The 23,784-nt window shown below is 56.8% G+C and carries 21 protein-coding genes; 4 read left to right on the forward strand and 17 right to left on the reverse strand.

What is annotated here, in order from left to right; all coding sequences use genetic code 11:
* Positions 1 to 15 precede the first annotated feature (15 nt).
* Both BKP64_RS17540 and BKP64_RS17545 read right to left on the reverse strand, forming a co-directional pair.
* A complete protein-coding gene (locus BKP64_RS17540) occupies positions 16 to 1,077 on the reverse strand; it encodes a transporter family protein (RefSeq protein ID WP_070972963.1) in 1,062 nt (353 codons plus the stop codon).
* Complete coding sequence (locus BKP64_RS17545) at positions 1,074 to 2,465, reverse strand: sigma-54-dependent transcriptional regulator (protein WP_070972965.1); 1,392 nt, start codon at positions 2,463 to 2,465, stop codon at positions 1,074 to 1,076. Before BKP64_RS17545 ends, BKP64_RS17540 begins: the two co-directional genes overlap by 4 nt.
* 337 nt (positions 2,466 to 2,802) lie before the next feature.
* Here BKP64_RS17545 and BKP64_RS19670 point away from each other — a divergent pair, with 337 nt between their 5' ends.
* Complete coding sequence (locus tag BKP64_RS19670; RefSeq protein ID WP_250637459.1) at positions 2,803 to 3,609, forward strand: DinB family protein; 807 nt, start codon at positions 2,803 to 2,805, stop codon at positions 3,607 to 3,609.
* Entirely contained in the window at positions 3,606 to 4,172 is a 567-nt protein-coding gene (locus BKP64_RS19675; RefSeq protein ID WP_250637460.1) for an SUMF1/EgtB/PvdO family nonheme iron enzyme, read from the forward strand. Before BKP64_RS19670 ends, BKP64_RS19675 begins: the two co-directional genes overlap by 4 nt.
* 14 nt (positions 4,173 to 4,186) lie before the next feature.
* On the opposite strand, the gene BKP64_RS17555 is transcribed toward BKP64_RS19675, so the two are convergent.
* The 12 genes from BKP64_RS17555 to BKP64_RS17610 all read right to left on the reverse strand — a co-directional run bounded on the left by BKP64_RS17555 (position 4,187) and on the right by BKP64_RS17610 (position 17,733).
* The gene (locus BKP64_RS17555) at positions 4,187 to 5,740 is read right to left on the reverse strand and encodes a cation:proton antiporter family protein (RefSeq protein WP_070972967.1); all 1,554 of its coding nucleotides are present in this window, start codon (positions 5,738 to 5,740) and stop codon (positions 4,187 to 4,189) included.
* 114 nt (positions 5,741 to 5,854) lie between these two features.
* A complete protein-coding gene (locus BKP64_RS17560; RefSeq protein WP_070972969.1) occupies positions 5,855 to 6,790 on the reverse strand; it encodes an alpha/beta fold hydrolase in 936 nt (311 codons plus the stop codon).
* 106 nt (positions 6,791 to 6,896) lie between these two features.
* Positions 6,897 to 8,183 (reverse strand): phosphoribosylamine--glycine ligase, encoded by a 1,287-nt coding sequence (gene purD, locus BKP64_RS17565; RefSeq protein WP_070972971.1) that lies wholly within the window; start codon positions 8,181 to 8,183, stop codon positions 6,897 to 6,899.
* Between the two features lie 27 nt (positions 8,184 to 8,210).
* The gene (purH, locus tag BKP64_RS17570; RefSeq protein WP_070972973.1) at positions 8,211 to 9,791 is read right to left on the reverse strand and encodes a bifunctional phosphoribosylaminoimidazolecarboxamide formyltransferase/IMP cyclohydrolase; all 1,581 of its coding nucleotides are present in this window, start codon (positions 9,789 to 9,791) and stop codon (positions 8,211 to 8,213) included.
* Between the two features lie 84 nt (positions 9,792 to 9,875).
* Positions 9,876 to 10,193, reverse strand: coding sequence for a DNA-binding transcriptional regulator Fis (gene fis / locus BKP64_RS17575; protein ID WP_070972975.1), 318 nt, complete (start codon positions 10,191 to 10,193; stop codon positions 9,876 to 9,878).
* The gene (gene dusB, locus BKP64_RS17580; RefSeq protein ID WP_070972977.1) at positions 10,190 to 11,188 is read right to left on the reverse strand and encodes a tRNA dihydrouridine synthase DusB; all 999 of its coding nucleotides are present in this window, start codon (positions 11,186 to 11,188) and stop codon (positions 10,190 to 10,192) included. The genes fis and dusB overlap by 4 nt, the downstream gene beginning before the upstream one ends.
* Positions 11,189 to 11,413: 225 nt before the next feature.
* Positions 11,414 to 12,586, reverse strand: coding sequence for a DUF3426 domain-containing protein (locus BKP64_RS17585; RefSeq protein WP_070972979.1), 1,173 nt, complete (start codon positions 12,584 to 12,586; stop codon positions 11,414 to 11,416).
* Positions 12,587 to 12,648: 62 nt separating this feature from the next.
* Positions 12,649 to 13,545, reverse strand: coding sequence for a 50S ribosomal protein L11 methyltransferase (prmA, locus tag BKP64_RS17590; RefSeq protein ID WP_070972980.1), 897 nt, complete (start codon positions 13,543 to 13,545; stop codon positions 12,649 to 12,651).
* 29 nt (positions 13,546 to 13,574) lie between these two features.
* Positions 13,575 to 14,921 (reverse strand): acetyl-CoA carboxylase biotin carboxylase subunit, encoded by a 1,347-nt coding sequence (gene accC / locus BKP64_RS17595; protein ID WP_070972982.1) that lies wholly within the window; start codon positions 14,919 to 14,921, stop codon positions 13,575 to 13,577.
* Positions 14,922 to 14,939: 18 nt separating this feature from the next.
* Positions 14,940 to 15,398: an acetyl-CoA carboxylase biotin carboxyl carrier protein gene (gene accB, locus BKP64_RS17600; RefSeq protein WP_070972984.1), complete on the reverse strand. Its 459-nt coding sequence runs from the start codon at positions 15,396 to 15,398 to the stop codon at positions 14,940 to 14,942.
* Positions 15,399 to 15,425: 27 nt separating this feature from the next.
* Positions 15,426 to 15,866 (reverse strand): type II 3-dehydroquinate dehydratase, encoded by a 441-nt coding sequence (gene aroQ, locus BKP64_RS17605; protein WP_070972986.1) that lies wholly within the window; start codon positions 15,864 to 15,866, stop codon positions 15,426 to 15,428.
* Positions 15,867 to 16,119: 253 nt separating this feature from the next.
* The gene (locus tag BKP64_RS17610) at positions 16,120 to 17,733 is read right to left on the reverse strand and encodes a diguanylate cyclase (protein WP_070972988.1); all 1,614 of its coding nucleotides are present in this window, start codon (positions 17,731 to 17,733) and stop codon (positions 16,120 to 16,122) included.
* Between the two features lie 199 nt (positions 17,734 to 17,932).
* Between BKP64_RS17610 and BKP64_RS17615 the strand changes: the two genes are divergently transcribed.
* Both BKP64_RS17615 and BKP64_RS17620 read left to right on the forward strand, forming a co-directional pair.
* Positions 17,933 to 19,933, forward strand: coding sequence for a bifunctional diguanylate cyclase/phosphodiesterase (locus BKP64_RS17615; protein WP_070972990.1), 2,001 nt, complete (start codon positions 17,933 to 17,935; stop codon positions 19,931 to 19,933).
* Positions 19,934 to 19,939: 6 nt separating this feature from the next.
* Positions 19,940 to 20,992, forward strand: coding sequence for a DUF2333 family protein (locus BKP64_RS17620; RefSeq protein ID WP_070972992.1), 1,053 nt, complete (start codon positions 19,940 to 19,942; stop codon positions 20,990 to 20,992).
* Positions 20,993 to 21,062: 70 nt separating this feature from the next.
* Here the strand turns inward: BKP64_RS17620 and ppa are convergent, their stop codons facing one another.
* From ppa to rpiA, 3 genes are all read right to left on the reverse strand, one after another.
* Positions 21,063 to 21,590, reverse strand: a complete 528-nt coding sequence (gene ppa / locus BKP64_RS17625; RefSeq protein ID WP_070972994.1) for an inorganic diphosphatase — start codon at positions 21,588 to 21,590, stop codon at positions 21,063 to 21,065.
* 120 nt (positions 21,591 to 21,710) lie between these two features.
* A complete protein-coding gene (locus BKP64_RS17630) occupies positions 21,711 to 22,850 on the reverse strand; it encodes an acyl-CoA dehydrogenase family protein (RefSeq protein WP_070972997.1) in 1,140 nt (379 codons plus the stop codon).
* A 147-nt stretch (positions 22,851 to 22,997) separates the two neighbouring features.
* On the reverse strand, positions 22,998 to 23,678 hold the full coding sequence (gene rpiA / locus BKP64_RS17635) for a ribose-5-phosphate isomerase RpiA (protein ID WP_070972998.1): 681 nt from the start codon (positions 23,676 to 23,678) through the stop codon (positions 22,998 to 23,000).
* Positions 23,679 to 23,784 lie beyond the last annotated feature (106 nt).

Here is a 23,784-nt window from a genome sequence, read left to right on the forward strand (position 1 = left end):
TACATCGGCAGTGTTTCACAGGCTGATTGGCAGTTTCAGCGTGATCTCACTATTTGGCGCATTTTCGGTTACGCCGATACTGACAGTCAGGCTCAGGGTTGTGCTGGATGAAATTTTCTGAGAAAGACCGAACGACAGCGAACCGATCTGAATGCTGTCAAAGGTTGCGCCAAACAGATCAATATCACGCTCGTAGGTTGTCTTGCGGATGATCGAGTGATCATAGCCAAGACTGAACGACGTCCGTTCATTAAACGCGAACCCCATGCCAAACCCATAGCGAATCACATCCCCTGGGTTCACCGTAAGGCCATTCTCGTATCCTTTATCGTCTTTCAGAGTGTAAACATAACTGAGGCTGCCATAGAGCACGGCCGGGTCCGACGGGTAGATGAATGAGAACCCTGGCTCAAATGACCAGAATCCGGAGCCTGTAGGGCGCTCTTCCAGTTCAATTCCGATTGGATTGCCTCCGCTGTCCTCAATAATCTTTTGATCAACATCGTATGGGCTGTCTCCCGTGGGCGTTTTGACCCGAACGACGCCAATGATGTAAGGCCAGCCATCCAGGCCGTCATTAAGCTGGTAGCGCACCGAGAGCTCAACGTCTCCAAGGCCCTCGCCTGAGGATTCACGCAGCGTATCCACCGGAGTTCCCTCGAATGCTTCCCGTTCCCGAAGGTCTTCCTGGATGCTCAGGTAGGGCACTCGCACTGCTGCCTCAAACCGGCTGGTGAAACCGTATTTGAGCGACAGCGCTCCGACGAAAATATCCCGCTGGATTTCCGAGATATTGATCAGCCCCACCAGCAACGCGGGAATGACGGTATAGCCCTCCACCGCGACCTGAGTGGCGTTACTGTGGGCATGGGAGAATGACGGTTCGATAGTGAAACGACCGGGGCGAGTGACAATGCCCCGATCCGATGTGATTGAAGCAATATCCGTTGCCTGGTCTTTTTGCTGTTCCGTGCGTGACGCTGATTCCCCAAAGTCATCATATTCAGGCTTCGCAACGCCGGTTGCGGAAAGCAGGCATGCGCTCATGGTGATCAGCAAACAGGTGCGTGCTCTCATGACAGGTCCCCCTTTCGGTAATTCTCTGGTTGGGTGTGGCGGTTGTGCGCGGCTGTGTTGTACTTGTCCAGCAGCCGGTAAAATGACACACGGGAAATTTTCAGGATTTTCGCGGCCTTGGAAACGTTGTGGTCTGCCAACTTGAGACTGCATGAGAGCGCCTGCCGCTCTGCCCGAGCGCGGAACTCTTCAAGACTGAGGTTGGAGGGTGCGCCGCTGTCCAGGAAAGCCTCGGCAAGCCCCAGGTCGGAAGGCTCAATGACCGGGCGCTCGCTGAGCAGTAAACCCTGGCGCAACCGATTCTGAAACTCTCTGAAATTGCCGGGCCATGAATGGTTAACCAGACTGCGGATCGCCTCGTTGCTCAGGTGTTTTTGCTCTGACCCTTGTTGCAGCAAGTCGAGCAAAGAACTGGCAAGCGTCGGTATGTCCTCAAACCGGCTTTTTAAAACAGGAAGTCTTACCTCAAGACCGCCAAGCCGGTAGTAAACATCGGCCCGAAACTGGCCAGTCGAAATCAGGTCCGGCAAAGGGCGGCAGGTGGTTGTAATTATCCGGCAATCGACGGCTATGGAGCTGCTGCCACCGATCCTTTCAATTTGCCCTTCCTGGAGAAAACGCAGGATGGCGGATTGCTGCTCAAGGTGCAGCTCGTCGATGCCAGACAGTACCAAAGAGCCTCCGTTCGCCTGCTCAAGTCGCCCCTGGCGCGCATTGAGAGCGTGGGTAAAGGCGCCTTTTTCATAGCCGAACAGCTCGCTCTGGGTGAGAGCATCGGGCAGGGCAGCGCAATTGATGGTAATCAGGGGACCGGACGCGCGGGAGGAGTGGGCATGAATGAAGCGGGCAGCCGCCTCTTTGCCGGTGCCGCTTTCTCCGGTGATCAGGACCGGTTCCATCGTTGTCGAGAAACGACGGAGCAGACTGCGGGTATGGCGAATGGGTTCGGAGTCTCCTTCCAGTACCAAGGCCTGGTAGTCATCTCTTGTCAGTTTGTGCGCGGGCCCCTGGATGCTCGCCATGCCCCAAAGATGGCCCAGAACCGTATTGATCCGCTCGTAATCTACGGGCAAGGTATGGAAATCTGAACAGTAACTGGTGATGACTTGGGCCGTGCGTGTTCCTGTGATGGGGCGGTGGGGGACGATGCCGACCCAGTAAACCAGACTGAGTGCCTCGCACCAGTGTTCCAGTCCCGGCAGATCCCCGTCCGGAAGGCCGGAGAGATCCAGCACCCCGACTTTAGCGTTATCCAGGGCTGAAACAAGCGTGGGTACGGGGTCGTCAAGGTTAAAACGGATCAGATCCCAATTTGCCTCCAGTTCCTTCGTCAAAGAGGCATTGCTGTTTGCCGCTGACAACCAAACAAGCGGTCTCTTTTCCTGCATGGCAAACCTCCATAAGAGTGGTGCCTCGGGAATCGGACTGCTAGTCGTTCAGGATTGCGTTAGTTAACCGGTACGGCGGAAAGCTCCGGCCACTGCCCTGTGACCTGCCACTCTGCCGCAGGGGCAGAGGTGGATGATGCGCTGTTTTGACTTCAGGCATTCAGAATGCATGCCAGGAGCTATATAAGTACGGCTTTCAGGTGGTTGCGAAATCCAGATGCGGCGCACTGCGTAAAACTGTAAAGCCGGCCGACATCTGACGGCGATTGTGAACCTCTGTACCCGTGGCGGGTTCTGTTATGCTGGAAAAAAATCATGGAATGTTACGAGTCGCTTTATGGGTGAGAGGAAGGTCATGACGGACGAACAGTCAGTAAGGGAGGATTTGCTGGCGGAACTTGAACATACCCGCCAACGCACCCGTCAACTGATCACGTCGCTTTCAGAGGCGCAACTGGACGTGCCCTATCATCCCGGCGTGAACCCGCCACTTTGGGAGATGGGACACGCAGCGTTCTTCTATGAAGTGTTTGTCTTTAATCTCCTGGACGGCGCGCCGAGCTTTGATCCGGCCATGGACGACCTCTGGGACTCGTTCCACATTGAACACCGGGACCGCTGGAATCGTGACCTGTTTCCCGGACGGGTGGAGACGCTCGATTATTTCGACACGATCTATGACCGGGTGGCAGAGCGTATCCGTGTGCAGCCTCTGACAGATCAGGCCTTGTATCTTTATCGCTATGCGATCTTCCACCAGAACATGCACATTGAATCGTTGATCTGGTGCCGTCAGACGGTCGGCTATGCTGCGCCTCCGGGGATGACCCGTGAGCGCTCCTCACCGGGAACACCGGCTTCCGGCGATACGGTTATCCCCGCTGGCCGTTGGTTGATTGGCATGCCCGGTGAGTCAGAATCCTTCGCAACCAAGGATTTCGCCTTTGACAACGAGAAGCCGGGATTCGAGGTGGATTTGGAGTCATTCGCGATTTCCCGTCAACTGGTAACGAACAGGGAGTATCTGGCGTTTGTCGATGACGGAGGTTATCGCAGACCAGAACTCTGGTCGTTCGGGGGCGGAAGTGGCTGGAGACAGAAGTGGACATGGCTCTGGTACATGGCTGCTCGGAACCCCTCATGAGGACACCGGCACACCCGATCTACTGGCGCTGGCACGAAGGGCGCTGGCAAGAGCGTTTATTTGATCAGTGGCAACGGCTTAATCCCGATGTGCCGGTCACTCATGTCAGTTACTGGGAAGCCGAGGCTTACTGCAACTGGGCCGGAAGGAGGCTGCCGACCGAATTTGAATGGGAAGTGGCCGCTCTGGGCAATCGCCCGGGCAAGGCGTGCCGCCGATATCCCTGGGGAAACGAGCGTCCTGACGCGTCCCTGGCGGATATGGACGGCCAGCATATGGCGCAAAATCCGGTGTTCGATTATCCGGAGGCAGACAGTCCGTTCGGATGTCGGCAGATGATCGGCGCCGTATGGGAATGGACCAGCAGCCAGTTTTTCCCCTATGACGGGTTCAGAATCGACATGTACCCCTTCATGTCGACTCTTCAGTTCGGCGATCACAAGGTATCCCGTGGTGGCAGCTGCGCGACATCTTCGTGTCTGATCCGCGGCACCTATCGCCAGGCTTACTTGCCTCAGCGAAACGATGTATTCACCGGTTTCCGGACTTGCGCACTGTCATAGCCACTTTGGCCCGGTCAGTGCTCCCGTTCTGCGGAACGGCCCATAATATGGCTGGCCAGGGCAACGCCGGTTTCGTTCATGGTCAGGTAGGCGTCGTTGGCCCCGGCCTCCCGGATCTGGCGGGCCTCGTCAGCGTACATGGTATGGGCTACGATGTAGCCCTTGAAGCCAAGCTTTCTGAGCATGCGCGCAGCGATGAGCTTACCCTCGATATCCCCCAACGCCAGAATTACCGAATGAACATCCGGCATGTGCAGGCCGTTCCAGAAGGAAGCGTCCTCTGCATCGGCAAAGACCACGTTACGTCCTTCCTTCTGATGCTCGCGGGCCTTGGAAGGGTCTGAGTCCAGCCCTATCAACTTCGTTTCCTGCTTCTTTAACCAGTCGTAGGCGGCCGTGCCTGTGCGCCCCATTCCCATAATCAGAACCCTGGTACTGCCCAGGGAGAGTGGCTGCTCGTCCGGGTGGTGCTTCTGGCCTTCGAAACGGCTCAGACGGTGGGCAAAACGTTCGTAAAGGCTGTGGGCCAGCCGGTTCAGCGGCGCCGAGATCAGAAACGAGACCGAAACCGAAATGGCCAGAGGTACCAGCCACTGTGGTAAGGCAATGCTGGCGACAATAAGTCCGAACTCGCTGTAGTTGGAGAGCGCGAGAGCACTGAGAAACCCGCTTCGGGCGCGTAACCGGAACGCAAGTAGCAGAAAGAAAAACAGAATGCCCTTCAGCGGTAGCACCAGCGCGGCTACCAGAGCAAAAGTCAGTGCCTGGCTGTCAGGAAGCCCGCCAATGCCAATTTGCAGGAAAAACCCTACCAGGAAGACTTCTTTCACACTCCACAGGGATTTGGACAATTCCTGGGAACGAGGGTGGCTGGCCAGCATCGCACCGAATACCAGAGCGCCCAGCTCCGAGCTTAGCCCGACGGATTCGAATCCATAGCCGCCCAGTACGAGTGCGAGCAATAGGCCTAGCAGGACCAGAAGTTCGTCGTGACCACTGGCATCAAGCAGCCGGAACAGTGCCGGCCGCAGCAGGGGGAGACCAAACACGATCAGTGCCCACTGGGAAGGAGTCTGACCCGCGGCCAGGCTCATGACGATCAGTGCGATCAGGTCCTGCATGATCAGGATGCCGATGGCAACACGACCATGGAAAGCCCGAAGCTCCCGTTTGGACTCCAGGACCTTGGCTGCAAGTACGGTGGAAGAAAACGACAGGGCGATCGCCAGCATGAGAGCCGTCTGCCAGGAGAGATCCATGAGCAGATAGAGGCCAGGGGTAAAAACCGAACAGGTTATGCCGAAGTGCAGCAGGCTGCCGCCGATGACTTCCGGACTGACGATGGAGCGGAGTTTCAGTTTGAGGCCGACGGTAAACAGCAGCAGAAGCACGCCCATATGGGCGATATGGCCCAGCGCATCCGTGGCTTCTATGGCTATACCGGTGGAGGCGGACAGGCCGCTCAGGACAAAACCCGCGGCAAGGTAGCCCACCAGTGGCGGTAAACCGATGCCCTTGACCATCAGGCCAAGAACAAATGCAAATGATATCCAGATAGCTTCAGGCATGAGTCAGTCTTTCAGGTGACGCTGGGCAATGCCTGCAAGGCTATCCTGTTTTGTCGGCCCGTTACAGTGGATGTAGGTCGAATCTCCCTGAATTTGCTCGAATTCTGATTTCGATCACCGTTGATCGTCGATGAACTCAAGGAACAGCCTGGCAGACTCTTCGGGAGCCTCAATCATGGGCGCGTGGCCAATGCCTTCCAGAACTTCCAGGCGAGCATCCGGAATGGTCTCAGCAAACAGTTCGCCGTTACGGTAGTCAATCACCCGGTCTTCCCTGCCCCAGATCACCAGAACCGGGTCCTGGATATGGGTAATAGTGTCGCGGAATTCCGACTCGTATCCACTGTCGCGGATGGCGGTGAAAATGACCTTGTTCACCGCCTGATTCTTGATGGCCTTCTCTTCCATGACCTCAAGAACCGGCCAGGGTACAAACGGCTTTTCTTCAAGCGCGAAATTCATCAACCGCTTGAAGTCTCCGGGCTTTGCGGGAATCAGCGGGTTATCGCCCTCGAGAACCAGATCCACCAGTTCACTTTCGTATTCAAGGATGCCGGCCGGGTCGAACAAGACTGCGGTCTTGACCTGATCGGGATAGTTGGCCGCGTAAAGGGCGGTGATGGCACCGCCCATCGAGTTGCCCATAATATGGGCTTCGCCGATTTTTAAGGCCTTCAGAATGTCGGCCAGGTGCGCGGTCTGTTCTTCAAGGCTGTACCCCAGGTCCAGTGGCTTGCTGCTTTCGCCGTGCCCGGGAAGGTCTATGGCATAGACGTTAAAGTCGCTGGTCAGTTCGCTGGCAAGGCGGGTCCAGTTATCCTTGTTCGCGCCAAAGCCATGGATCATGACGATCGCATCGCCGTTGTTCCGTTCCTGATTGCGAAGATAGGTGATTTGGAGCTCCCCCAGCTGAATGCTGTCCGCTTCCAGGCCGGCGCTGGTTCGTTCCAGGTTGATGGCGGTGTCATAAAGACTCTGGCGTGAGCAGGCGCTGAGCAGCAGGGCCGTGATGACCAGAAAAAACAGGGTAAACGGTGCTTGACGAGGCATGTAAGGCTCCTGGATGTGGCGGTGACAAGGCATCCTGTGCAGCGCCCTTTAAAGTACCCCATAAAAAAGCCCGGTCAATGACCGGGCCCCCATTCCGTGTGCTGGGTCAGGATTGTTCCCGGGCTATGGCCCGATATGCAATATCCTTGCGGTAAAACGCACCGTCCCACTGGATGGTGGCTGCCAGCTTATACGCCCGCTGCTGGGCTTCGGTGACGGTATTGCCGAGGGCTGTTGCACAGAGTACACGCCCGCCATTGGTTACAACCTGCTCGCCGTGGAGTCGTGTTCCGGCATGAAAAACCTTCTCGCCTTCCGTTTCGGTCTCCGGCAAGCCGGAAATGACGTCGCCCTTGTTGTAGCTTCCCGGGTAGCCGCCAGCGGCCAGGACGATCCCCACCGCCGCGCGGTCATCCCAGTCAGAACTGCACTGGTCCAGCTTCCCGTCGATTGCGGCACCGCAGAGCTCCACCAGGTCAGACTGCATGCGCAGCATGATTGGCTGGGTTTCCGGGTCACCAAAGCGACAGTTGAACTCTATAACCTTGGGCGCTCCGTCGGTGTCAATCATCAGACCCGCATACAGAAACCCCTTGTAGGGGTGACCTTCGGCCGCCATGCCACGGACTGTCGGATAAATCACTTCATCCATGATGCGCTGGTGTATGTCGTCGGTGACAACCGGTGCCGGGGAGTAAGCGCCCATTCCGCCAGTGTTGGGACCGGTATCACCATCGCCAACCCGCTTATGATCCTGGGAGGTGGCCATGGGCAGTACGTGCTCACCATCCACCATGACGATGAAGCTTGCTTCCTCGCCGTCCAGAAACTCCTCAACGACAACACGGCTACCAGCATCGCCGAAAGCATTGCCTGCAAGCATATCCCGGATGGCGTCCTCGGCTTCGGCCAGGGTCATTGCAACAATGACACCCTTGCCTGCTGCCAGACCGTCAGCCTTGACCACGATAGGGGCACCCTGTTCGCGTACGTAGGCCAGAGCCTGGTCCACGTCCGTGAAGTTGGCGTAGGCGGCTGTCGGGATTTTCTGACGAGCCAGAAAGTCCTTGGTGAAGGCCTTGGAGCCTTCAAGCTGGGCAGCTCCCGCGCTTGGCCCGAATACTCGCAGGCCGCGCTCTTCAAACCGGTCGACAATGCCGGCGACCAAGGGTGCTTCCGGGCCTACAATGGTCAGTTCGACGTTGTTGGTGGCGGCAAAGTTGGCCAGTCCATCCAGGTCCACGACGTCGATATCGACATTTTCCAGCCCTGTTTCGCGGGCGGTGCCGGCGTTGCCCGGAGCAACAAACACTCGGTCTGCATCCGGAGATTGTGCCGCTTTCCAGGCCAGGGCGTGTTCGCGTCCACCACTGCCAATCACAAGAATGTTCATATTCAGAATCCTTTAGCTGGTCCGGGATCAGTGACGGAAATGGCGCATGCCGGTGAAGACCATAGCAATGCCATGTTCGTTGGCTGCATCAATCACTTCCTGGTCGCGCATTGAGCCGCCCGGCTGAATAACGGCTGTAATGCCCGCTTTGGCTGCCGCATCTATGCCGTCCCGGAACGGGAAGAAGGCATCCGATGCCATGACGGAGCCTTTGACTTCCAGGTTCTCGTCAGCGGCTTTGATTCCGGCGATTTTGGCGCTGTATACACGGCTCATCTGACCTGCGCCAACGCCAATGGTACGTCCTGCTTTGGCGTAAACGATGGCGTTGGACTTGACGTACTTGGCCACTTCCCAGGCAAACAGCAGGTCATTCAGTTCTGCTTCTGAGGGCTGGCGCTCGGTGACCACTTTAACGTCTTCCATGGCAACCATGCCGAGATCGCGGTCCTGAACCAGAAGGCCCCCGGTCACACGTTTGTAGTCCATGGTCTGGACCCGTTCACTGTCGAGCTCACCACAGGCCAGGAGCCGCACGTTTTTCTTGGCAGCCACGATTTCCACCGCTTCCGGCGCAACGGTCGGGGCGATGATGACTTCAACAAACTGGCGGTCAACGATTGCTTTGGCGGTTTGCGCATCCAGCTCCCGGTTGAAGGCGATGATCCCGCCAAAGGCCGATGTGGGGTCTGTGGCAAAGGCCAGATCGTAGGCCTGAGCGATATCGGCGCCGATGGCGACACCACAGGGGTTGGCGTGTTTGACGATCACGCAGGCCGGATCGGCGAACGGCTTCACACACTCCAGTGCCGCATCGGTATCGGCCACGTTGTTGTAGGAGAGCTCTTTTCCCTGAAGCTGCTTTGCGGTCGCCACACAAGCTTCCCTGGGGTTGCGTTCGGCATAGAAAGCTGCGCGCTGGTGCGGGTTCTCTCCGTAGCGCATGTCCTGCACCTTCACGAACTGGGCGTTGAATGTGCGTGGGAAGTCGGCGTTGTCGTTATCCGGTGTGCGGCCACCCAGGTAGTTGGCAATAGCACCGTCATAGCCAGCCGTGTGCTCGAAAGCTTTCACCGCCAGGTCAAAGCGAGTGCTGTAGGTCAACTCGCCGTCGTTGGCTGAAAGCTCTTTGAGTACTCGGCTGTAATCGGAGGCATTAACCACAATGGTGACGTCGTTGTGATTCTTGGCAGCGGCGCGAACCATAGTAGGGCCACCGATATCGATGTTCTCGATGGCGGTTGCCAGATCGCAGTCCGGGTTGGCGACGGTTTCCTCGAACGGGTACAGGTTCACGATCACCATATCGATCGGGCTGATACCGTGTTCGCCCATAATGACGTCATCAGTGCCACGACGGCCAAGGATGCCGCCGTGAATCTTCGGGTGCAGGGTTTTTACCCGGCCGTCCATCATTTCCGGAAACCCGGTGTGGTCGGATACTTCTGTCACCGGAATGTTGTTTTCCTTCAGGAGACGGAAAGTACCTCCGGTTGAGAGCAGTTCGATACCGCGTTCGGTGAGGGCTCGACCGAAGTCTACGATGCCGGTTTTATCACTCACGCTGATCAATGCGCGACGGACGGGGGAGTTAGCCTGGTTTGCCATGATTCACTTTCTTCGCTGGAGATGAACGAATAAGGGCCTCGCGAATGGTTTCCGGGAGGCCCTTGTCAAGTCAGGGTGTCTGGATTATAGCAGACCGTACTGCTTGAGCTTCTTGCGGAGCGTGCCGCGGTTCAGACCGAGCATGGTGGATGCTTTGGTCTGGTTGTTGCGGGTGTACTTCATAACCTGCTCCAGCAGGGGCGCCTCCACTTCGGAGAGCACCAGTTGGTATACCTCGGTTACGGGCGCGCCATCGAGCTGGGCGAAGTAGTTTTTCAGGGCGACCTCGACACTGTCACGCAGGGTGACGCTGTTGCCACTGCTGTTCACCGTCTGCAACTGGTGAATATCATCGTTGGCCGGGGTGCTCAGGTTGTCATTTGCCAAAGTCTCAGCGGTCATGCTGCGAATACCTCTCCATTTCGTAAGCCTGCAAAGTACTGTTGAATGCTGTCTTTCTGCTCCAACGCATCACCGATGGTGTTGAAGCTTTTGCGGAACTGTTTGCTGTCGTCGTGTGACTGGAGATACCAGCCCACATGTTTTCTGGCAATGCGCACACCCATGGTCTCGCCATAGAAGCTGTGCAATGCTTCCAGATGCTCGCTCAGGATCTGCTCCACTTCATGAAGTGGCGGCGCCTGAAGGTGCCGGCCGGTCTCCAGAAAATGCAGGATTTCCTGAAAAATCCAGGGCCTGCCTTGGGCTGCACGCCCGATGAGCAATCCGTCCGCCCCTGTATGCTTCAGCACAAAACGTGCTTTTTCCGGTGATGTGATGTCACCGTTGGCGAACACAGGTATGCCGACCCGCGACTTAACTTCTGCAATGGTGTCGTACTCCGCATCCCCATTGTATTTGTCGGTGCGGGTCCGGCCATGGATTGCCAAGGCCTGGATGCCGGCATCTTCCGCCATGCGCGCTATGAGTGGTGCGTTTCGGTGATCGCGGTCCCAGCCGGTACGCATCTTCAGGGTGACCGGAATGTCGACAGCATTTACCACGGCTTCGAGAATTTCCCGGACCAGTCCTTCGTCTTTCATCAGCGCAGAGCCGGCGGCCTTATTGCAGACCTTCTTTGCCGGACAGCCCATGTTGATATCAATGATCTGGGCGCCAAATTCGGCGTTTTGGCGGGCCGCATTGGCCAGCATCTCCGGATCGCCACCCGCAATCTGAACGGATCGGGGTTCCGGCTCTCCACTGTGGTCCAGGCGGAACCTGGACTTTCGGGTATGCCAGAGTTTGCTATCCGCTATGACCATTTCTGACACCGCCAGTCCGGCACCCATCCTGCGGCACAAAAGCCGGAAGGGTCGGTCTGTTACACCGGCCATGGGCGCAACAATGAGCGGGTTGGGCAAGGTGTACGGCCCGATTTTTGCCGTTGGCAGCATGATCTGAGTCCGTGTCACAGCGGGTTAAGCAAGAGTCGGATTTGAGCGGTTGTTCAATAAATAACCGATCCAGTTTCCGAAGGGCGCTAATGATACCGCCGGGGGAGGTGTGATTGAAGGGGCTGGGCGGCGAAAAAGTTGATTATTTTTCGTGCTTTCTGGTTGACTTTTGTTCTGGTCGGTGGCCCCTGCTTGTCAACGCCAAGTAAACACCTACTAATGCCCTCAGGGCGAAACCGGGCGGAAGTTTATGTTGTAGTTCACTGCATCCCTGCCAGGGTCGCGGATATTAATGGCTATGCGCACCGGTGTACCTTGCGGCATGGCTTCGAGGTTTCTGCCTTCTCCGGCCAGGTATTCATCAGGCGTGAAGATGCTTTGTGCGACGATATCTCCGTTGAGGTTGGAGAACGTCAGCGCGATGGCGGGGAAGGGCTGCTCAAACGCCGCCCGGTTGATGATCACGGCATCCACCAGAAGCTGGCTGCGGTTGTCGGGATCCGTTCGGACAACCAGCTTTCGGCTTTGAATGGCGTCGACGTTGATCAGCGGCTGCAATTCACAGCCTGCCAGTTCGCACCCTTTCTCGTAAAAAGGCCGAAGCTCTGGAATGGAAGAGAGCCGGTCGAACTGGAACCAGGTGACCTGGGCTACGAGAGTGCCCGCCAGGGCCAGGACTACAAGGGTCCACAAGACTGTTCGCAGTTTGCCGCCGTTACCGCCTCCCACCGAAACCGGGTCGCGGCGGAGATCGTTGAACGGCATAGTGGCTGCCATTGATTCGGGGTTTCGGTTGTCGTCGCGATCGAAGTCAAAACCGGGCTCTGCCGGAAGCGGCTCGTAGAAGTCATCCGGCTCCGGGAGAGTGGGTGCAGGCTCAGTGGATACGGGTTCGGGCTTTGGTGTCGGAGCCGGAGGCTGCTCTTTTACTGCAGGCGCAGAGGAGGGCTTGTCGCTGTCTTGAAGGATTGCCTCTGCCCAGCTCTCATCAACCTTTTCGTGCCCGACGTCTTCGTCAGTATCCTGAAAGTCAGCCCCGGCGGTTTCGTCAACCGTGCGGAAGCTGTCGCTCAGCTCATCATCAGAGAATGTCAGTTTCGTGCCGGCATAAGGACCTTCTGCCGCATCCTCTTCAGGGTTGTCCGCAAAGACAAAATCTTCTTCCGTAGCATGCCGGTTTTCCGGAGTGGCAGCGCTGGTGCCGGGAGAGCTGTCGATGGTCGGTCGGGCGGCTCCTGGCTTTGCGGTGCGAGGAATAACCTGATGTTCAATGGCGTTGAAAACCTCCATGCAGTTGCCGCAGCGAACCTTGCCCTTGGCAATACCAAGCTGTTCATCGGTTACCCGGAATCGGGTCTGACAATTTGGGCACTGTGTCTGCAGGCTGCTCTGGGTCATGCTTCGTTCCTGAAAGCGACTAGGCTACGAGTCACGGAGTTTAGTCGTTAAGGCGGTATTCGTCATCTATCGTTACGTCGTCCTGTGAGGCGGATCCAGTCTTCACGCTGTTCTGGTTCGTCCATGACGAACCAGGGCTCGTAGGCGTCCATAACGTCACGTGCCTGATAGGCGAGGATGCCGGACAACACAATGTCTCCGCCCGGCCGTGTCAATGCTGCGAGGTGCGGTGCCAGGCTAATCAAAGGCTGTGCAAGAATGTTGGCGAGCATGACATCCGCTTTGGTGTCGGGCTCGTCCTCGGGTAGGTAGAGGTCCAGTTTGCTCTCATCAACGCCGTTGCGCCTGGCATTCTCGCGGCTGGCTTCTAGGGCCTGGGGGTCGGTATCGACGCCGACCACATGGTCGCACCCCAGTAGCAGGGCCGCCAGCCCGAGAATACCGGAACCGCAGCCGTAATCGATAACCTGCTTGCCCTGAACCTCATGGCCGTCAAGCCATTCCAGGCAAAGTGCTGTGGTCGGGTGAGTACCGGTGCCGAATGCAAGGCCGGGGTCAAGCATCAGGTTGGCGGCACCCGGGTCCGGTGCTTCGTGCCAACTGGGAACAATCCAGAGCCGCTCGCCAAACTTCAGGGGGTGGAAGTCCTCCATCCAGGCTCGCGCCCAGTCTTTGTCTTCAACCAGTGTGACGTCTATTTCTGCGAGGCTCTGCTGGCTTTGCTGGTGCCAGGCGTCGCGGATGTCCGCACATAGCTGATCGATGTCCCGGTCGGACTGGAACAGGCCGGTGACCGTCGTATGGCTCCACAACGGCGTTGTTCCCGGATCTGGTTCGTAAAGAGGCTGGTCGGCGGCATCTTCCATGGAGACGGCATCCGCGCCCATCTCCATGAGCAGATCTTCAAGCTGGTCCGCATTGTCCGGATCAGCCGGGATCTGGAGTTGTATCCACGGCATATATTTTCCTGCATTGATGATGTGGGACGTCAGTCCCGCATCAGTTTTTCAAGGTAATGGATGGTGAAGTCTACCTGCTTGAAGCCACCATCGCGTACCAGTTTTCTGTGCAGGGGTTGGTTGGTCTTGATGCCTTCGACAACCAGCTCGTCCAATGCGTTTTTCATGCGCCGCCTTGCGATTTCACGGTCATCTCCCCAGGTGATCAGTTTTGCCACCAGGGAATCGTAAAATGGCGGGACTGTATAACCACTGTAAAGGTGCGAGTCGACGCGAATGCCGTTGCCGCCGGGAGCATGGAAGTGCTTCACCTTGCCAGGACTGGGCACGAAGGTTTTCGGGTCTTCCGCGTTGATCCGACACTCGATGGCGTGCCCGGAAATGCGAATGTCGTCCTGGGTGTATTGCAGCGGTAACCCGCTGGCGATACGAAGCTGCTCGCGCACGATGTCCACGCCAGTGACCATCTCGGACACCGGGTGCTCCACCTGCACGCGGGTGTTCATTTCGATGAAGTAGAACTCACCGTCCTGGTAGAGAAACTCGAAGGTACCTGCGCCCACATAGCCGATTTCCTTGCAGGCGTCCACGCACGCCTTGAGTGTTCGTGCCCGGGATTCTGGGTCGACGTTCGGTGCAGGGGCTTCTTCTATCACCTTCTGATTCCGGCGTTGCATGGAGCAGTCGCGATCACCCAGGTGAATGCAGTTGCCGTGCATGTCTGCCAGAACCTGAACTTCCACGTGGCGGGGAGCCTCGAGGAATTTTTCCAGGTATACGGTGGGGTCACCAAAGGCGTTTTGTGCTTCACTCTGGGTAATTTGCACGCCTTTGAGCAGAGCTGCTTCCGAATGGACCACCTGCATGCCGCGGCCGCCGCCGCCAGACGCTGCCTTGATCATTACCGGATAGCCGATCTTGCGGGCAACTTTCAGCGTTCGCTCATCATCATCGGTCAGCGGACCGTCGGATCCCGGAACCGTTGGCACGCCGGCCTTGATCATCGCGCTGATGGCTGAAACCTTGTTGCCCATCAGGCGGATGGTCTCCGCTTTCGGGCCGATAAAGCGGAAGCCGCTTTTTTCAACCTGTTCGGCAAAATCCGCATTCTCCGCAAGGAAACCGTAGCCGGGATGAATGCCGACGGAATCTGTGACTTCAGCGGCACTGATGATGGTCGGAATATTGAGGTAGCTTTCCAGCGGGCTGTTGGGACCGATGCAGACAGATTCGTCTGCCAGTCGCACGTGCATCAGGTCACGATCGACCTGTGAGTGCACAGCCACTGTTTTAATGCCCAACTCCTTGCAGGCACGCAGAATCCGGAGGGCAATTTCACCCCGGTTTGCGATCAGAACTTTTTCTAACATGGCCATGAGTAGCAATCACCGAGTTCAGGAAATGACGATCAGGGGCTGATCAAACTCCACCGGCTGGCCGTTCTCGACCAGAATTTCAGTGACAGTGCCGCTCTTGTCGGCCTCGATCTGGTTCATCATCTTCATCGCTTCCACGATGCAGACAACGTCACCTGCTTTCACCGATTGACCGACCTCAACAAAGGCTTTTGCGGTAGGGGAGGGTGAGCGGTAGAAGGTGCCAACCATGGGCGACTTGACGGAGTGGCCGCTTGGCGCTGCCGGAGATGCTTCAGTCTGTGCCGGTGCTGCCGCTTCAGGCGCAGGCGCGGCCTGTGGTGCGGGAGCCGGATAGTGACTCACGTACTGAGTACCGGCAGCCTGTTCGCGCCGGCGTGAGATGCGAACAGAATCATCGCCCTCATGAATTTCCAGCTCCTCGACGTCGGACTCTTCGAGAAGTTCGATAAGTTTCTTGATCTTGCGAATATCCATAATTAATCCAGTCCTGTTCTGTCAGGTCTATCGGTGAATTCGTTGCAGGGCCGCCTGGAGAGCAAGGTCATACCCCTGGCTGCCCAGCCCGCAGATAACGCCTGTTGCGATATCGGAAAAATAGGAGTGATGGCGGAAGGGTTCCCGCGCATGAACATTGGAAAGGTGCACTTCGATGAACGGGATGCCTGACGCCAGCATGGCATCCCGAAGGGCAACGCTGGTGTGGGTGAAAGCGGCTGGATTGATGATGACGAAATCCACACCTTCTGCCCCTGCCTCGTGAACCCGCTCGATCAACTCATATTCAGCATTGGACTGAAGGTGCAACAGGTGGTGGCCTGCATCCGCCGCTTTTTGTCGGAGTCGGTCGTCAATGTCGGCGAGAGTCTCGTAGCCATAGACCTCGGGCTCGCGGGTGCCAAGCATGTTGAGGTTGGGGCCATGGAGCACGAGAATTGTCGACATGGTTCAGGTTGCCTTGATGTCTTTTTTTACAGGATCACCGAAAATAACGGCACTTTCCCATAATGGTGCGTGCTTGTTTCCCTCAGATCAACACTTTTTGACAATCATCGGTGTTGTCAATTGGTCGTAAAAAGACGGCTTTTAAATGGAAGCGGGATCTTTCCTCTGATGACAGTGATTGTCGTCAAGCGGGGGCGGAACTTCTATAAGACGTTGGTTTCATAGTGTCGCCACGTATTTATTCCGTCAGCAGCTACTCTTCTGAGGCCATAACGCAGTTTCGTCCTGCATTCTTGGAGCTATAGAGTGCGCGGTCTGCGCGCTCACACAAAGCCTGTGACGAATCCCCCTGCCAGGCTGCCACGCCGCAGCTGAAGGTGACATTGAACTCCCTGTCTCCGGCAGGCTGCTGAAGCTCGGAGAAACGCTCTCGGATTTCGTTCAGGACGTTACGTGCATCACTGGGGCGTGTGTTGGGAAGGATAATGGCGAACTCTTCGCCGCCGTACCGGCCAATGTGGTCTGTTTTGCGCAGGCGCTGTTTAAGAAACATTGAGAGGCTGCGCAAGACCCTGTCACCAATGGGGTGACCAAAGGTATCGTTGACCTTCTTGAAGTAGTCAATGTCGATCATGGCAAAACACAAAGGGTGATCCTTCTGCCGCGCCCGCACAATTTCCTGGTCCAGCAGGTGCAGGGTATGTGTGTGGTTGTAGAGCCCGGTCAGACTGTCGCGGATCATCAGTGCCAACAGTGAGCGCGCCCGACGCCCGCGGTTGTGGATAGTGGCAATGAGGTGCTTGGGGTCAATGGGCTTGGTCAGGAAGTCGTCACCACCAAGGCTCATTGCATGCAGCTGTTTGGTAACGTCCTCTTCGGCTGACAGATAAATGATAGGAACACTGTGGAACCGGTCCTGCTGACGGATAACCCGGGCAATTTCCATACCGGTGCAGCCGGGCATGTACATATCCAGGATGATGATTTCGGGCGAGAATTCTTCAAGGGCGTGGATGATCTGCATCGGATCGGTGATGATATGGGCCGTCATGCCGGCCTTTTTCAATACCGTCTCCATGTACTTTGCCTGGGCCCGGGAATCGTCCAGCACCAGGACTTTATAGGGTTCGACGGTATTGCCGTGGGTGTACGTCTCAATCTTCTCGATCAGCTGGCCCGGGTCTACCGCCGGGTAGAAGAACTCCTCACCACCACACCGCGATGCCTGCAACCGGGTTTCGATGGTGCCGTCCTCATCGCTCATGAAAATGATGGGGATGGGTGTGTCGTGGCGCTCCTGTAATTGTTCGATTGTGGCGATGCCCGTGTTTGCTTTACCCCCGAAGTTAACGTCCATCAAAATGGTTTCGGGTTTGTGAAGAGCGCAGGCTTCGATGAGCTCCGATGCGTTGGTAAAAGCGGATGCCCGAAAGCCGAAAAATTCGAGCTGGCGTATCAGACGCCCCGCCATTTCCTCATTGGCCAACGCAATGTAGACAGGTGTGCGGCGGAACTGGTGCGGTGTTTCGGCGCCTTCCTGGTCTGTGCTTCGGAGAGTGCTGCGAGAGAGCGATTCAATGGCGTCCTGGATCTGTCGCTCTAGTGCTTCATTCAGTGGAGCTCCATTGCTCCATTGCTCCATGAGTTCAAGGATCTTCTCGGCGGCGTCTGCGTGGCTGGCCATTTCAAAACGCTTGGCATAGCGCACCAGTTTGTCGGTGGCGGTTTTGAATTCGCTACGGTGGGCGCCGGACATCTTCCGGTCCTCGTGAATCTTCTGCCAGGTGTCCAGAACAACCCGGGCCTGGGTTGTTACACGTCGTGCGAAATGCTGCCTGAGTTTTTCTTTCTGGCTCTCGTCGTTCATTGAGTTCCGGCCTGTCTCTTTTTTCGTTATTGGTCGCCCGTGTCCGGTCTGGACGATTTTTTCAACCTTAGTCCTTTTCCAGAGTCTATAGTGTTTAGTGTTGTCGGCGTAGGTTGCGCTATGTAAATGTTTGTCAACTCTGCGGCGCAGGTCACAATCCGTCAGCCGGATGGCGCGAAGCCAACGAGTGGGGTCTTTCATGGCAGGGACGCACGCCAGTACAAAGCACAAACAGAGGGGGGTAGCCACTCTGCGAACCATACTTCTGCTGTTTACCGGTGGTTTGCTGGTGCTGATCCTGATCGCTGGCTTTATTACGAGCTTTGGCTACTTTCGTGACTATGTTGCCGGGCAACTTGCGGGGCATGCCCGTGATGGTGCCACCGCCGTTGGTTTGTCTCTTTCGAATGCCATTGATGCCCGAGATCCTGTTGCCGCTGCGTCCCTGATCGACGCGGTGTTCGACAGTGGTCGTTACCTTTCTGTGAAATATCTGAATCATAAAGGGGGTGAAGTCGCGGGCCGCTCGATGGCGCTCAGCGATATTCGTGTGCCGCCCTGGTTTCGCTCCATTGCGAACCTGAAGCTTCATGTGGCCGAGGCAGAGGTCGTTCGGGGCTGGAGTCGGCTGGGTAAGGTTCAGGTCGTCAGTCATCCCGGACGGGCCTATGAGGACCTGTGGCGAATAACCGTAGGACTGGTTGCCAGTACCGCAATAATCGGGGGCGTCGGTCTGTTTGCATTGTTTCTGTTGCTACGGCGAACCTTGCGCCCCCTTGATGAGTTGGAGCAGCAGGCACAGGCGGTCGGGCAACGGGATTTCCGTCGCCGGGTGACGGTCCGGTCAACCCGGGAGCTGAACCAGGTGACGGCCGCGATGAATCAGATGGCAGATGACCTCGGCCAGCTGTTTGATGGTCAGGCAAAACTGATTCAGCATCTTCGCCGATTGAATAATGAGGATTCCGTGACTGGACTGCTCACCCGAAATGCCTTCGATCAGCGCCTGAAGGTGGAGGTGGAGTCGGAGGAGAAAGCGGCGCCCGGGGTCGTGATAATGGTTCAACTGTCAAATTTCGCGGGGTTCAATCAAGCCTATGGCCGCAGCGAAGCAAACCGCTTGCTGTTGCGTATCGCGGGCGTGGTGCATAGCTTTCTGGAGACACACGCAGGGTCGTTTGCCAGTCGTCCGACGGGGGCGGAATTTACCATCTTTGTGCCTGGTGCAATGCCTGCGGATGCCGGTGTCTGGTGTCGTGAGCTGGTGGTCGAGATGGACGGCGTCTATGCCGATATGGCTGCTCCAATGGATACCGCAGTTCATGCGGGTATGGCGCGCACACGGGAGGGGCGGGGTACACGGGATCTGATGGCAGCCGCGGACGAAGCTTTGCGGCAGGCGCAGGCCGGCGAGGAGTCGGCTTGTCATCTGGCGGACGCAGAAAAAGAGGGGCACCACGACCTGGAAACATGGCGCATGATCATCAGTCAGGCCATCCGGGACCAGTCTATCTCTTTGTGGTTGCAGCCTATGGTCAGCGAGGAGCAAGCGGTTCCGGTTTATCACCAGGTGTTTTCGAGAATTGATAACGTGGAGGGGTCACTGAAGGCGGGCGTGTTCGTGCCCATGGCGGAACGCTTCGGTTTAATAGCGGATATAGACCGGCTGCTTGTCCAGCGGGTGCTGGCGCGTCTGGCCGAGGTGCCTGATCAACCCCTGGCGGTTTCCCTTGGCAGTGCGTCCGTGGCCAGTGAATCTTTCCGAAACGATGTCCTGGGTATGCTGGAGCAAGCTGGTCCGAACGCCCGTCAGCTTTGGATTGGCATAGCGGAACAGGCGATTCACCATCATCGCACGGCGGTGCGGCTGTTTGTCAGGGAGCTTGGGCGTCTCGGAGTGCCGGTATTAGTGGACCGTTTTGGGGTGGGTGGCGTGCCTTTCAGTTATCTCAGGAATCTGCGGTTCCAGGCGTTGCGTATTGATAACAGTTTCATCCACGATGTTGATACTCATGAGGACAACCGCTTCTATCTGGAATCGGTGCTTGCCATTGCTCATAGTCGCGGGGTGAAGGTTTTTGCCACCGGAGTGGAAACCGCGGCGGAATACTCGGTACTCTCGAAACTGGGTATTGACGGGGCCATGGGTTACCATCTTGGTCGGCCATTTGCTGCTGACAACCAATTGACGGGGGATTAGGGCTCTATGCCAGGCAAAATCAGACAATACTTCAGGGACAGGAAAGACGACGCTCGGGATTATGCCGGTGGTAGCGGTGTGATTGGTAAATTCGTACTGATTGTGTTGGTTGTCTATCTGCTGGTGGCCGTGATTCTGGGTATGTACTGGAGCAGTGAGCCTGAGACCTTCTCGGTAAGAGAGCACACGCGCTCCGTGGCCAATAGTATGGAGCGGGAGCCGGTAACGGGGTTTGCCACCACCGTTACCATGATTCGCATTGCTGAAACCCTTCTGGACAAACCTGGTGGTTACATCTCCAATGATATTTTTCCGCCGGGGCTCTGGCTGGATAATATGCCCAGCTGGGAGTTTGGCGTGCTGGTTCAGCTGCGCGACCTGTCCCGTGCCATGCGCCGCGATATTGCGCGCTCCCAGAGTCAGTCTGCCGAAGATCCGGACCTTATTATCGCCGAGCCGCAGTTACACTTTGATAGCGGTAGCTGGGCGATTCCTTCAACCGAGGCTGAGTACGGCCGCGGTATCGATGCTTTGAAACGTTATCTTAACCGGCTGTCGAATCCGGAGCAGTCCAATGCCCAGTTCTTCGCCCGTGCGGACAACCTGAGCAATTGGCTGGCCGATCTGGAAACCCGACTGGGCAGTCTCTCACGCACCCTGGGCGAAAGCGTTGGCAAGGCTTCTGTATCCGACGCTGTCGCCAATGTTGATGAAGATAATCCTCTTGCAGAAGAAACGGGTTCGATTGACGTAAAAACTCCCTGGACCAGAATTGATGACGTGTTTTACGAGGCCAGGGGCAGCTCCTGGGCGTTGTTGCACATTTTCCGTGCTATCGAAGTGGACTTCCGGAAGGTATTGCAGGACAAGAATGCGATGGCCAGTGTAAAGCAGATCATCATCGAGCTTGAAGGTGCTCAGGGACCGATGTGGAGTCCGGTTATCCTGAATGGCAGTGGTTTCGGAATTATGGCCAATCACTCTCTGACCATGGCGGCCTATATTTCCCGTGCCAGCGCGGCAATCAGCGACATGCGGGATCTTTTGTCCCGGGGTTGATCAGCGTGTCCTGCAGGCATAAAAAAAACCGGGCATTCAGCCCGGTTTTTTTATGGATCGTATTGTCAGATCAGCCTTTGTAGGCGCTGATTGACTCCACGATGGCTTTTCGGGCCGCGTCGGCGTTGTCCCAGCCTTGTACCTTGACCCACTTGCCCGGCTCAAGAGTCTTGTAGTTCTCGAAGAAATGCTTGATCTGGTCGCGCAGCAGCTCGGGCAGATCGTCGATTTCCTTGACGTCGTGGTAGGTGGTAGTCAGCTTGTCATGGGGAACCGCAACCAGCTTGGCATCGCCACCGGCTTCGTCTTCCATGTTCAGGACACCTACCGGACGGCAGCGAATCACAGAGCCAGCCTGGATCGGGTAGGGGGTCACAACCAGCACGTCCAGGGGGTCACCGTCATCAGCCAGAGTGTGCGGGATGAAGCCGTAGTTGGCTGGGTAGAACATGGGTGTAGCCATGAAGCGGTCTACCAGCAGGGCGCCCATGTCTTTGTCCAGTTCGTACTTCACCGGGGAGCTGTTGGCCGGGATTTCGATGGCAACGTAGATGTCTTCAGGCGGGTTCTTGCCTGCGGGAATGTTGTCGAATTGCATGTGCGATCCTTCCTGGTACGTTAAAGGTACGTTTAACTGCGGTTAAAAAGTGGCCGCAATTATACGGGAGTCTCCTGCAGTTCGAAACTAAACCTTGGTCGTTGAATTCAGTGCATACGGCTACAGTTTTATCTGCTTGGCAATCAGTTCTTTCATGATTTCAGTTGTGCCGCCGCCGATGGAGAGAATTTTGGCGTCCCGGTAGAGCCGTTCGACAACGGTTTCCCGCATATACCCCATGCCACCGAACAGCTGCACCGCTTCCCGGGTGACTTTTTCGCAGACCTCCACCGAGAAGTTCTTGGCCATAGCCACTTCCTTGATGGGGTTCTTGCCGGCCTGCATCAGGGCGGCGCAGCGGTAGGTGTACTCCCGGGCCACGTCGATCTGGGTTGCCATGTCCACCAGCTTGTGCCGGGTTACCTGGAAGCCGACAATGTTGCGGCCGAACGCCTTGCGTTGCTGGGTGTATTCCAGGGCCGCCTCGTAGGCGAGTTGGGCGGTCATGTAGGCCATGATTGCCAGGCTGAGGCGTTCGAACAGGAAGTTGCTCATGATGGCGATGAAGCCAGCGTTTTCGGCGCCGATCAGGCGGTCCGACGGGACACGGCAATCCTCGAAGAAAAGCTCGGCGGTGTCGCTGGCCCACCAGCCCATTTTTCGCAGTTTCTTGCCGGTGGAGAATCCGGGCATGTCCCGGTCGATCAGTAACAGGCTGATACCGCCGTGGCCCTCGCCACCGGTGCGTACGGCGACGGTGTAGTGGTCGGCGCGCATGCCGCTGGTGATGAAGGTTTTGCTGCCGTTGACGATGTAATGGTCGCCGTCACGGACCGCCCGGGTTTTCAGGTTGGCGACATCGGAACCGCCGCCAGGTTCGGTAACGGCCAGGGCGGCAATTTTTTCGCCCCGTAGAACTGGCGGTACGATCTGTTCGCGGATTTCCTTTTTCGCCCATTTGGCCACCGGCGGCAGTCCGATATCCAGGGAGCCGAGGCCGGCCACCAGGCCGCCGGAGGTGGAGCGCATCAGTTCTTCGGAGACAGCCACTTTCAGAAAGATGTCGCCTTCGCCGATACCGCCCAATGCTTCGGGAAAGCCGATGCCCAACAAACCAGCGTCCCCAGCTTTTTTGTAGAGATCCCTGGGAAATTCGCCCGCTTCTTCCCAGTCGTCGATGTGAGGTAACACGTGGGTTTCGATGAACTTGCGGGCGCTCGCTCTGACCTGCTCGTGGGTTTCATTGAAGTATTCGGACACTGTTAGGCTCCCTCTGACTCGGAATCAATGGAGAGCAGTGTCGCCCAAATGCTGCCACCAAGCAAGCGCTTGGTAGTCAGGGGTTCGGGCAATAAAAAAGCTGGCCCGAAAGGCCAGCTTCTACGATCGAGGCGTGACAGGAACCGGTCAGGCGCCTTCGCTCGAGATGCTTTTCACGCCGTCTTTGGTTCCCAGCAGCAGCAGGTCCGCCCGGCGGCGGGCGAACAGGCCGTTGGTGACCACGCCGACAATGTTGTTGAGCCGCTCTTCCACCCGGATCGGTTGGGAAATATCCATGTTGTGGACATCGATAATAATGTTGCCGTTATCGGTCACGACACCTTCCCGGTAAACCGGGTCGCCGCCAAGTTTCACGATTTCCCGGCCGACATGGCTGCGGGCCATGGGGATAACTTCCACCGGCAGCGGGAATTTGCCCAGAATACCTACCATTTTGGAGTCGTCGGCGATGCAAATGAAGGTCTTGGCGACCGCCGCCACGATTTTTTCCCGGGTTAGTGCGGCGCCGCCACCCTTGATCAGTTCCAGGCGTTCGTTGGTTTCATCGGCGCCATCGACGTAGAACTCCAGTTCACCGGCACTGTTGAGCTCATACACCGGGATGCCGTGGCTTTTCAGGCGATCGGCGGTGGCTTCGGAACTGGCGACTGCGCCGTCGAATTCATTTTTCAAGTCTGCAAGCATGTCGATGAAGAAGTTGGCGGTGCTCCCGGTGCCAACACCAACAATGCTGTCGCTATCAAGGCGCGGGGCGATGTAATCAATGGCGGCTTTGGCGACGGTTTTTTTCAGTTCGTCCTGGGTCATGGGAGGCTCCGGCTGCAAATCAGATTGGCTTTGTGCGCATTATAGCGCTTAAGGGACCTCTGCTTATAGACGGCTGCCGTGCAAACTTTCTACACTATTGGTTTTT

Origin of the sequence: Marinobacter salinus, assembly GCF_001854125.1 — a bacterium.
In the GTDB taxonomy this organism is placed as follows: Bacteria; Pseudomonadota; Gammaproteobacteria; order Pseudomonadales; family Oleiphilaceae; genus Marinobacter; species Marinobacter salinus.

What these genes read in the sequence shown, in the direction of transcription:
- aroQ (WP_070972986.1), bottom strand. Translation starts at nt 15,866, where the DNA reads ATGTCGACAATTCTCGTGCTCCATGGCCCCAACCTCAACATGCTTGGC.
- dusB (WP_070972977.1), bottom strand. Translation starts at nt 11,188, where the DNA reads ATGCTGCCAACGGCAAAAATCGGGCCGTACACCTTGCCCAACCCGCTC.
- BKP64_RS17545 (WP_070972965.1), bottom strand. Translation starts at nt 2,465, where the DNA reads ATGCAGGAAAAGAGACCGCTTGTTTGGTTGTCAGCGGCAAACAGCAAT.
- BKP64_RS17555 (WP_070972967.1), bottom strand. Translation starts at nt 5,740, where the DNA reads ATGCCTGAAGCTATCTGGATATCATTTGCATTTGTTCTTGGCCTGATG.
- fis (WP_070972975.1), bottom strand. Translation starts at nt 10,193, where the DNA reads ATGACCGCTGAGACTTTGGCAAATGACAACCTGAGCACCCCGGCCAAC.
- ppa (WP_070972994.1), bottom strand. Translation starts at nt 21,590, where the DNA reads ATGCAATTCGACAACATTCCCGCAGGCAAGAACCCGCCTGAAGACATC.
- prmA (WP_070972980.1), bottom strand. Translation starts at nt 13,545, where the DNA reads ATGCCGTGGATACAACTCCAGATCCCGGCTGATCCGGACAATGCGGAC.
- BKP64_RS17620 (WP_070972992.1), top strand. Translation starts at nt 19,940, where the DNA reads ATGCCAGGCAAAATCAGACAATACTTCAGGGACAGGAAAGACGACGCT.
- BKP64_RS17615 (WP_070972990.1), top strand. Translation starts at nt 17,933, where the DNA reads ATGGCAGGGACGCACGCCAGTACAAAGCACAAACAGAGGGGGGTAGCC.
- BKP64_RS17585 (WP_070972979.1), bottom strand. Translation starts at nt 12,586, where the DNA reads ATGACCCAGAGCAGCCTGCAGACACAGTGCCCAAATTGTCAGACCCGA.
- BKP64_RS19670 (WP_250637459.1), top strand. Translation starts at nt 2,803, where the DNA reads ATGGGTGAGAGGAAGGTCATGACGGACGAACAGTCAGTAAGGGAGGAT.
- rpiA (WP_070972998.1), bottom strand. Translation starts at nt 23,678, where the DNA reads ATGACCCAGGACGAACTGAAAAAAACCGTCGCCAAAGCCGCCATTGAT.
- purH (WP_070972973.1), bottom strand. Translation starts at nt 9,791, where the DNA reads ATGGCAAACCAGGCTAACTCCCCCGTCCGTCGCGCATTGATCAGCGTG.
- accB (WP_070972984.1), bottom strand. Translation starts at nt 15,398, where the DNA reads ATGGATATTCGCAAGATCAAGAAACTTATCGAACTTCTCGAAGAGTCC.
- accC (WP_070972982.1), bottom strand. Translation starts at nt 14,921, where the DNA reads ATGGCCATGTTAGAAAAAGTTCTGATCGCAAACCGGGGTGAAATTGCC.
- purD (WP_070972971.1), bottom strand. Translation starts at nt 8,183, where the DNA reads ATGAACATTCTTGTGATTGGCAGTGGTGGACGCGAACACGCCCTGGCC.
- BKP64_RS17610 (WP_070972988.1), bottom strand. Translation starts at nt 17,733, where the DNA reads ATGAACGACGAGAGCCAGAAAGAAAAACTCAGGCAGCATTTCGCACGA.
- BKP64_RS17540 (WP_070972963.1), bottom strand. Translation starts at nt 1,077, where the DNA reads ATGAGAGCACGCACCTGTTTGCTGATCACCATGAGCGCATGCCTGCTT.
- BKP64_RS19675 (WP_250637460.1), top strand. Translation starts at nt 3,606, where the DNA reads ATGAGGACACCGGCACACCCGATCTACTGGCGCTGGCACGAAGGGCGC.
- BKP64_RS17560 (WP_070972969.1), bottom strand. Translation starts at nt 6,790, where the DNA reads ATGCCTCGTCAAGCACCGTTTACCCTGTTTTTTCTGGTCATCACGGCC.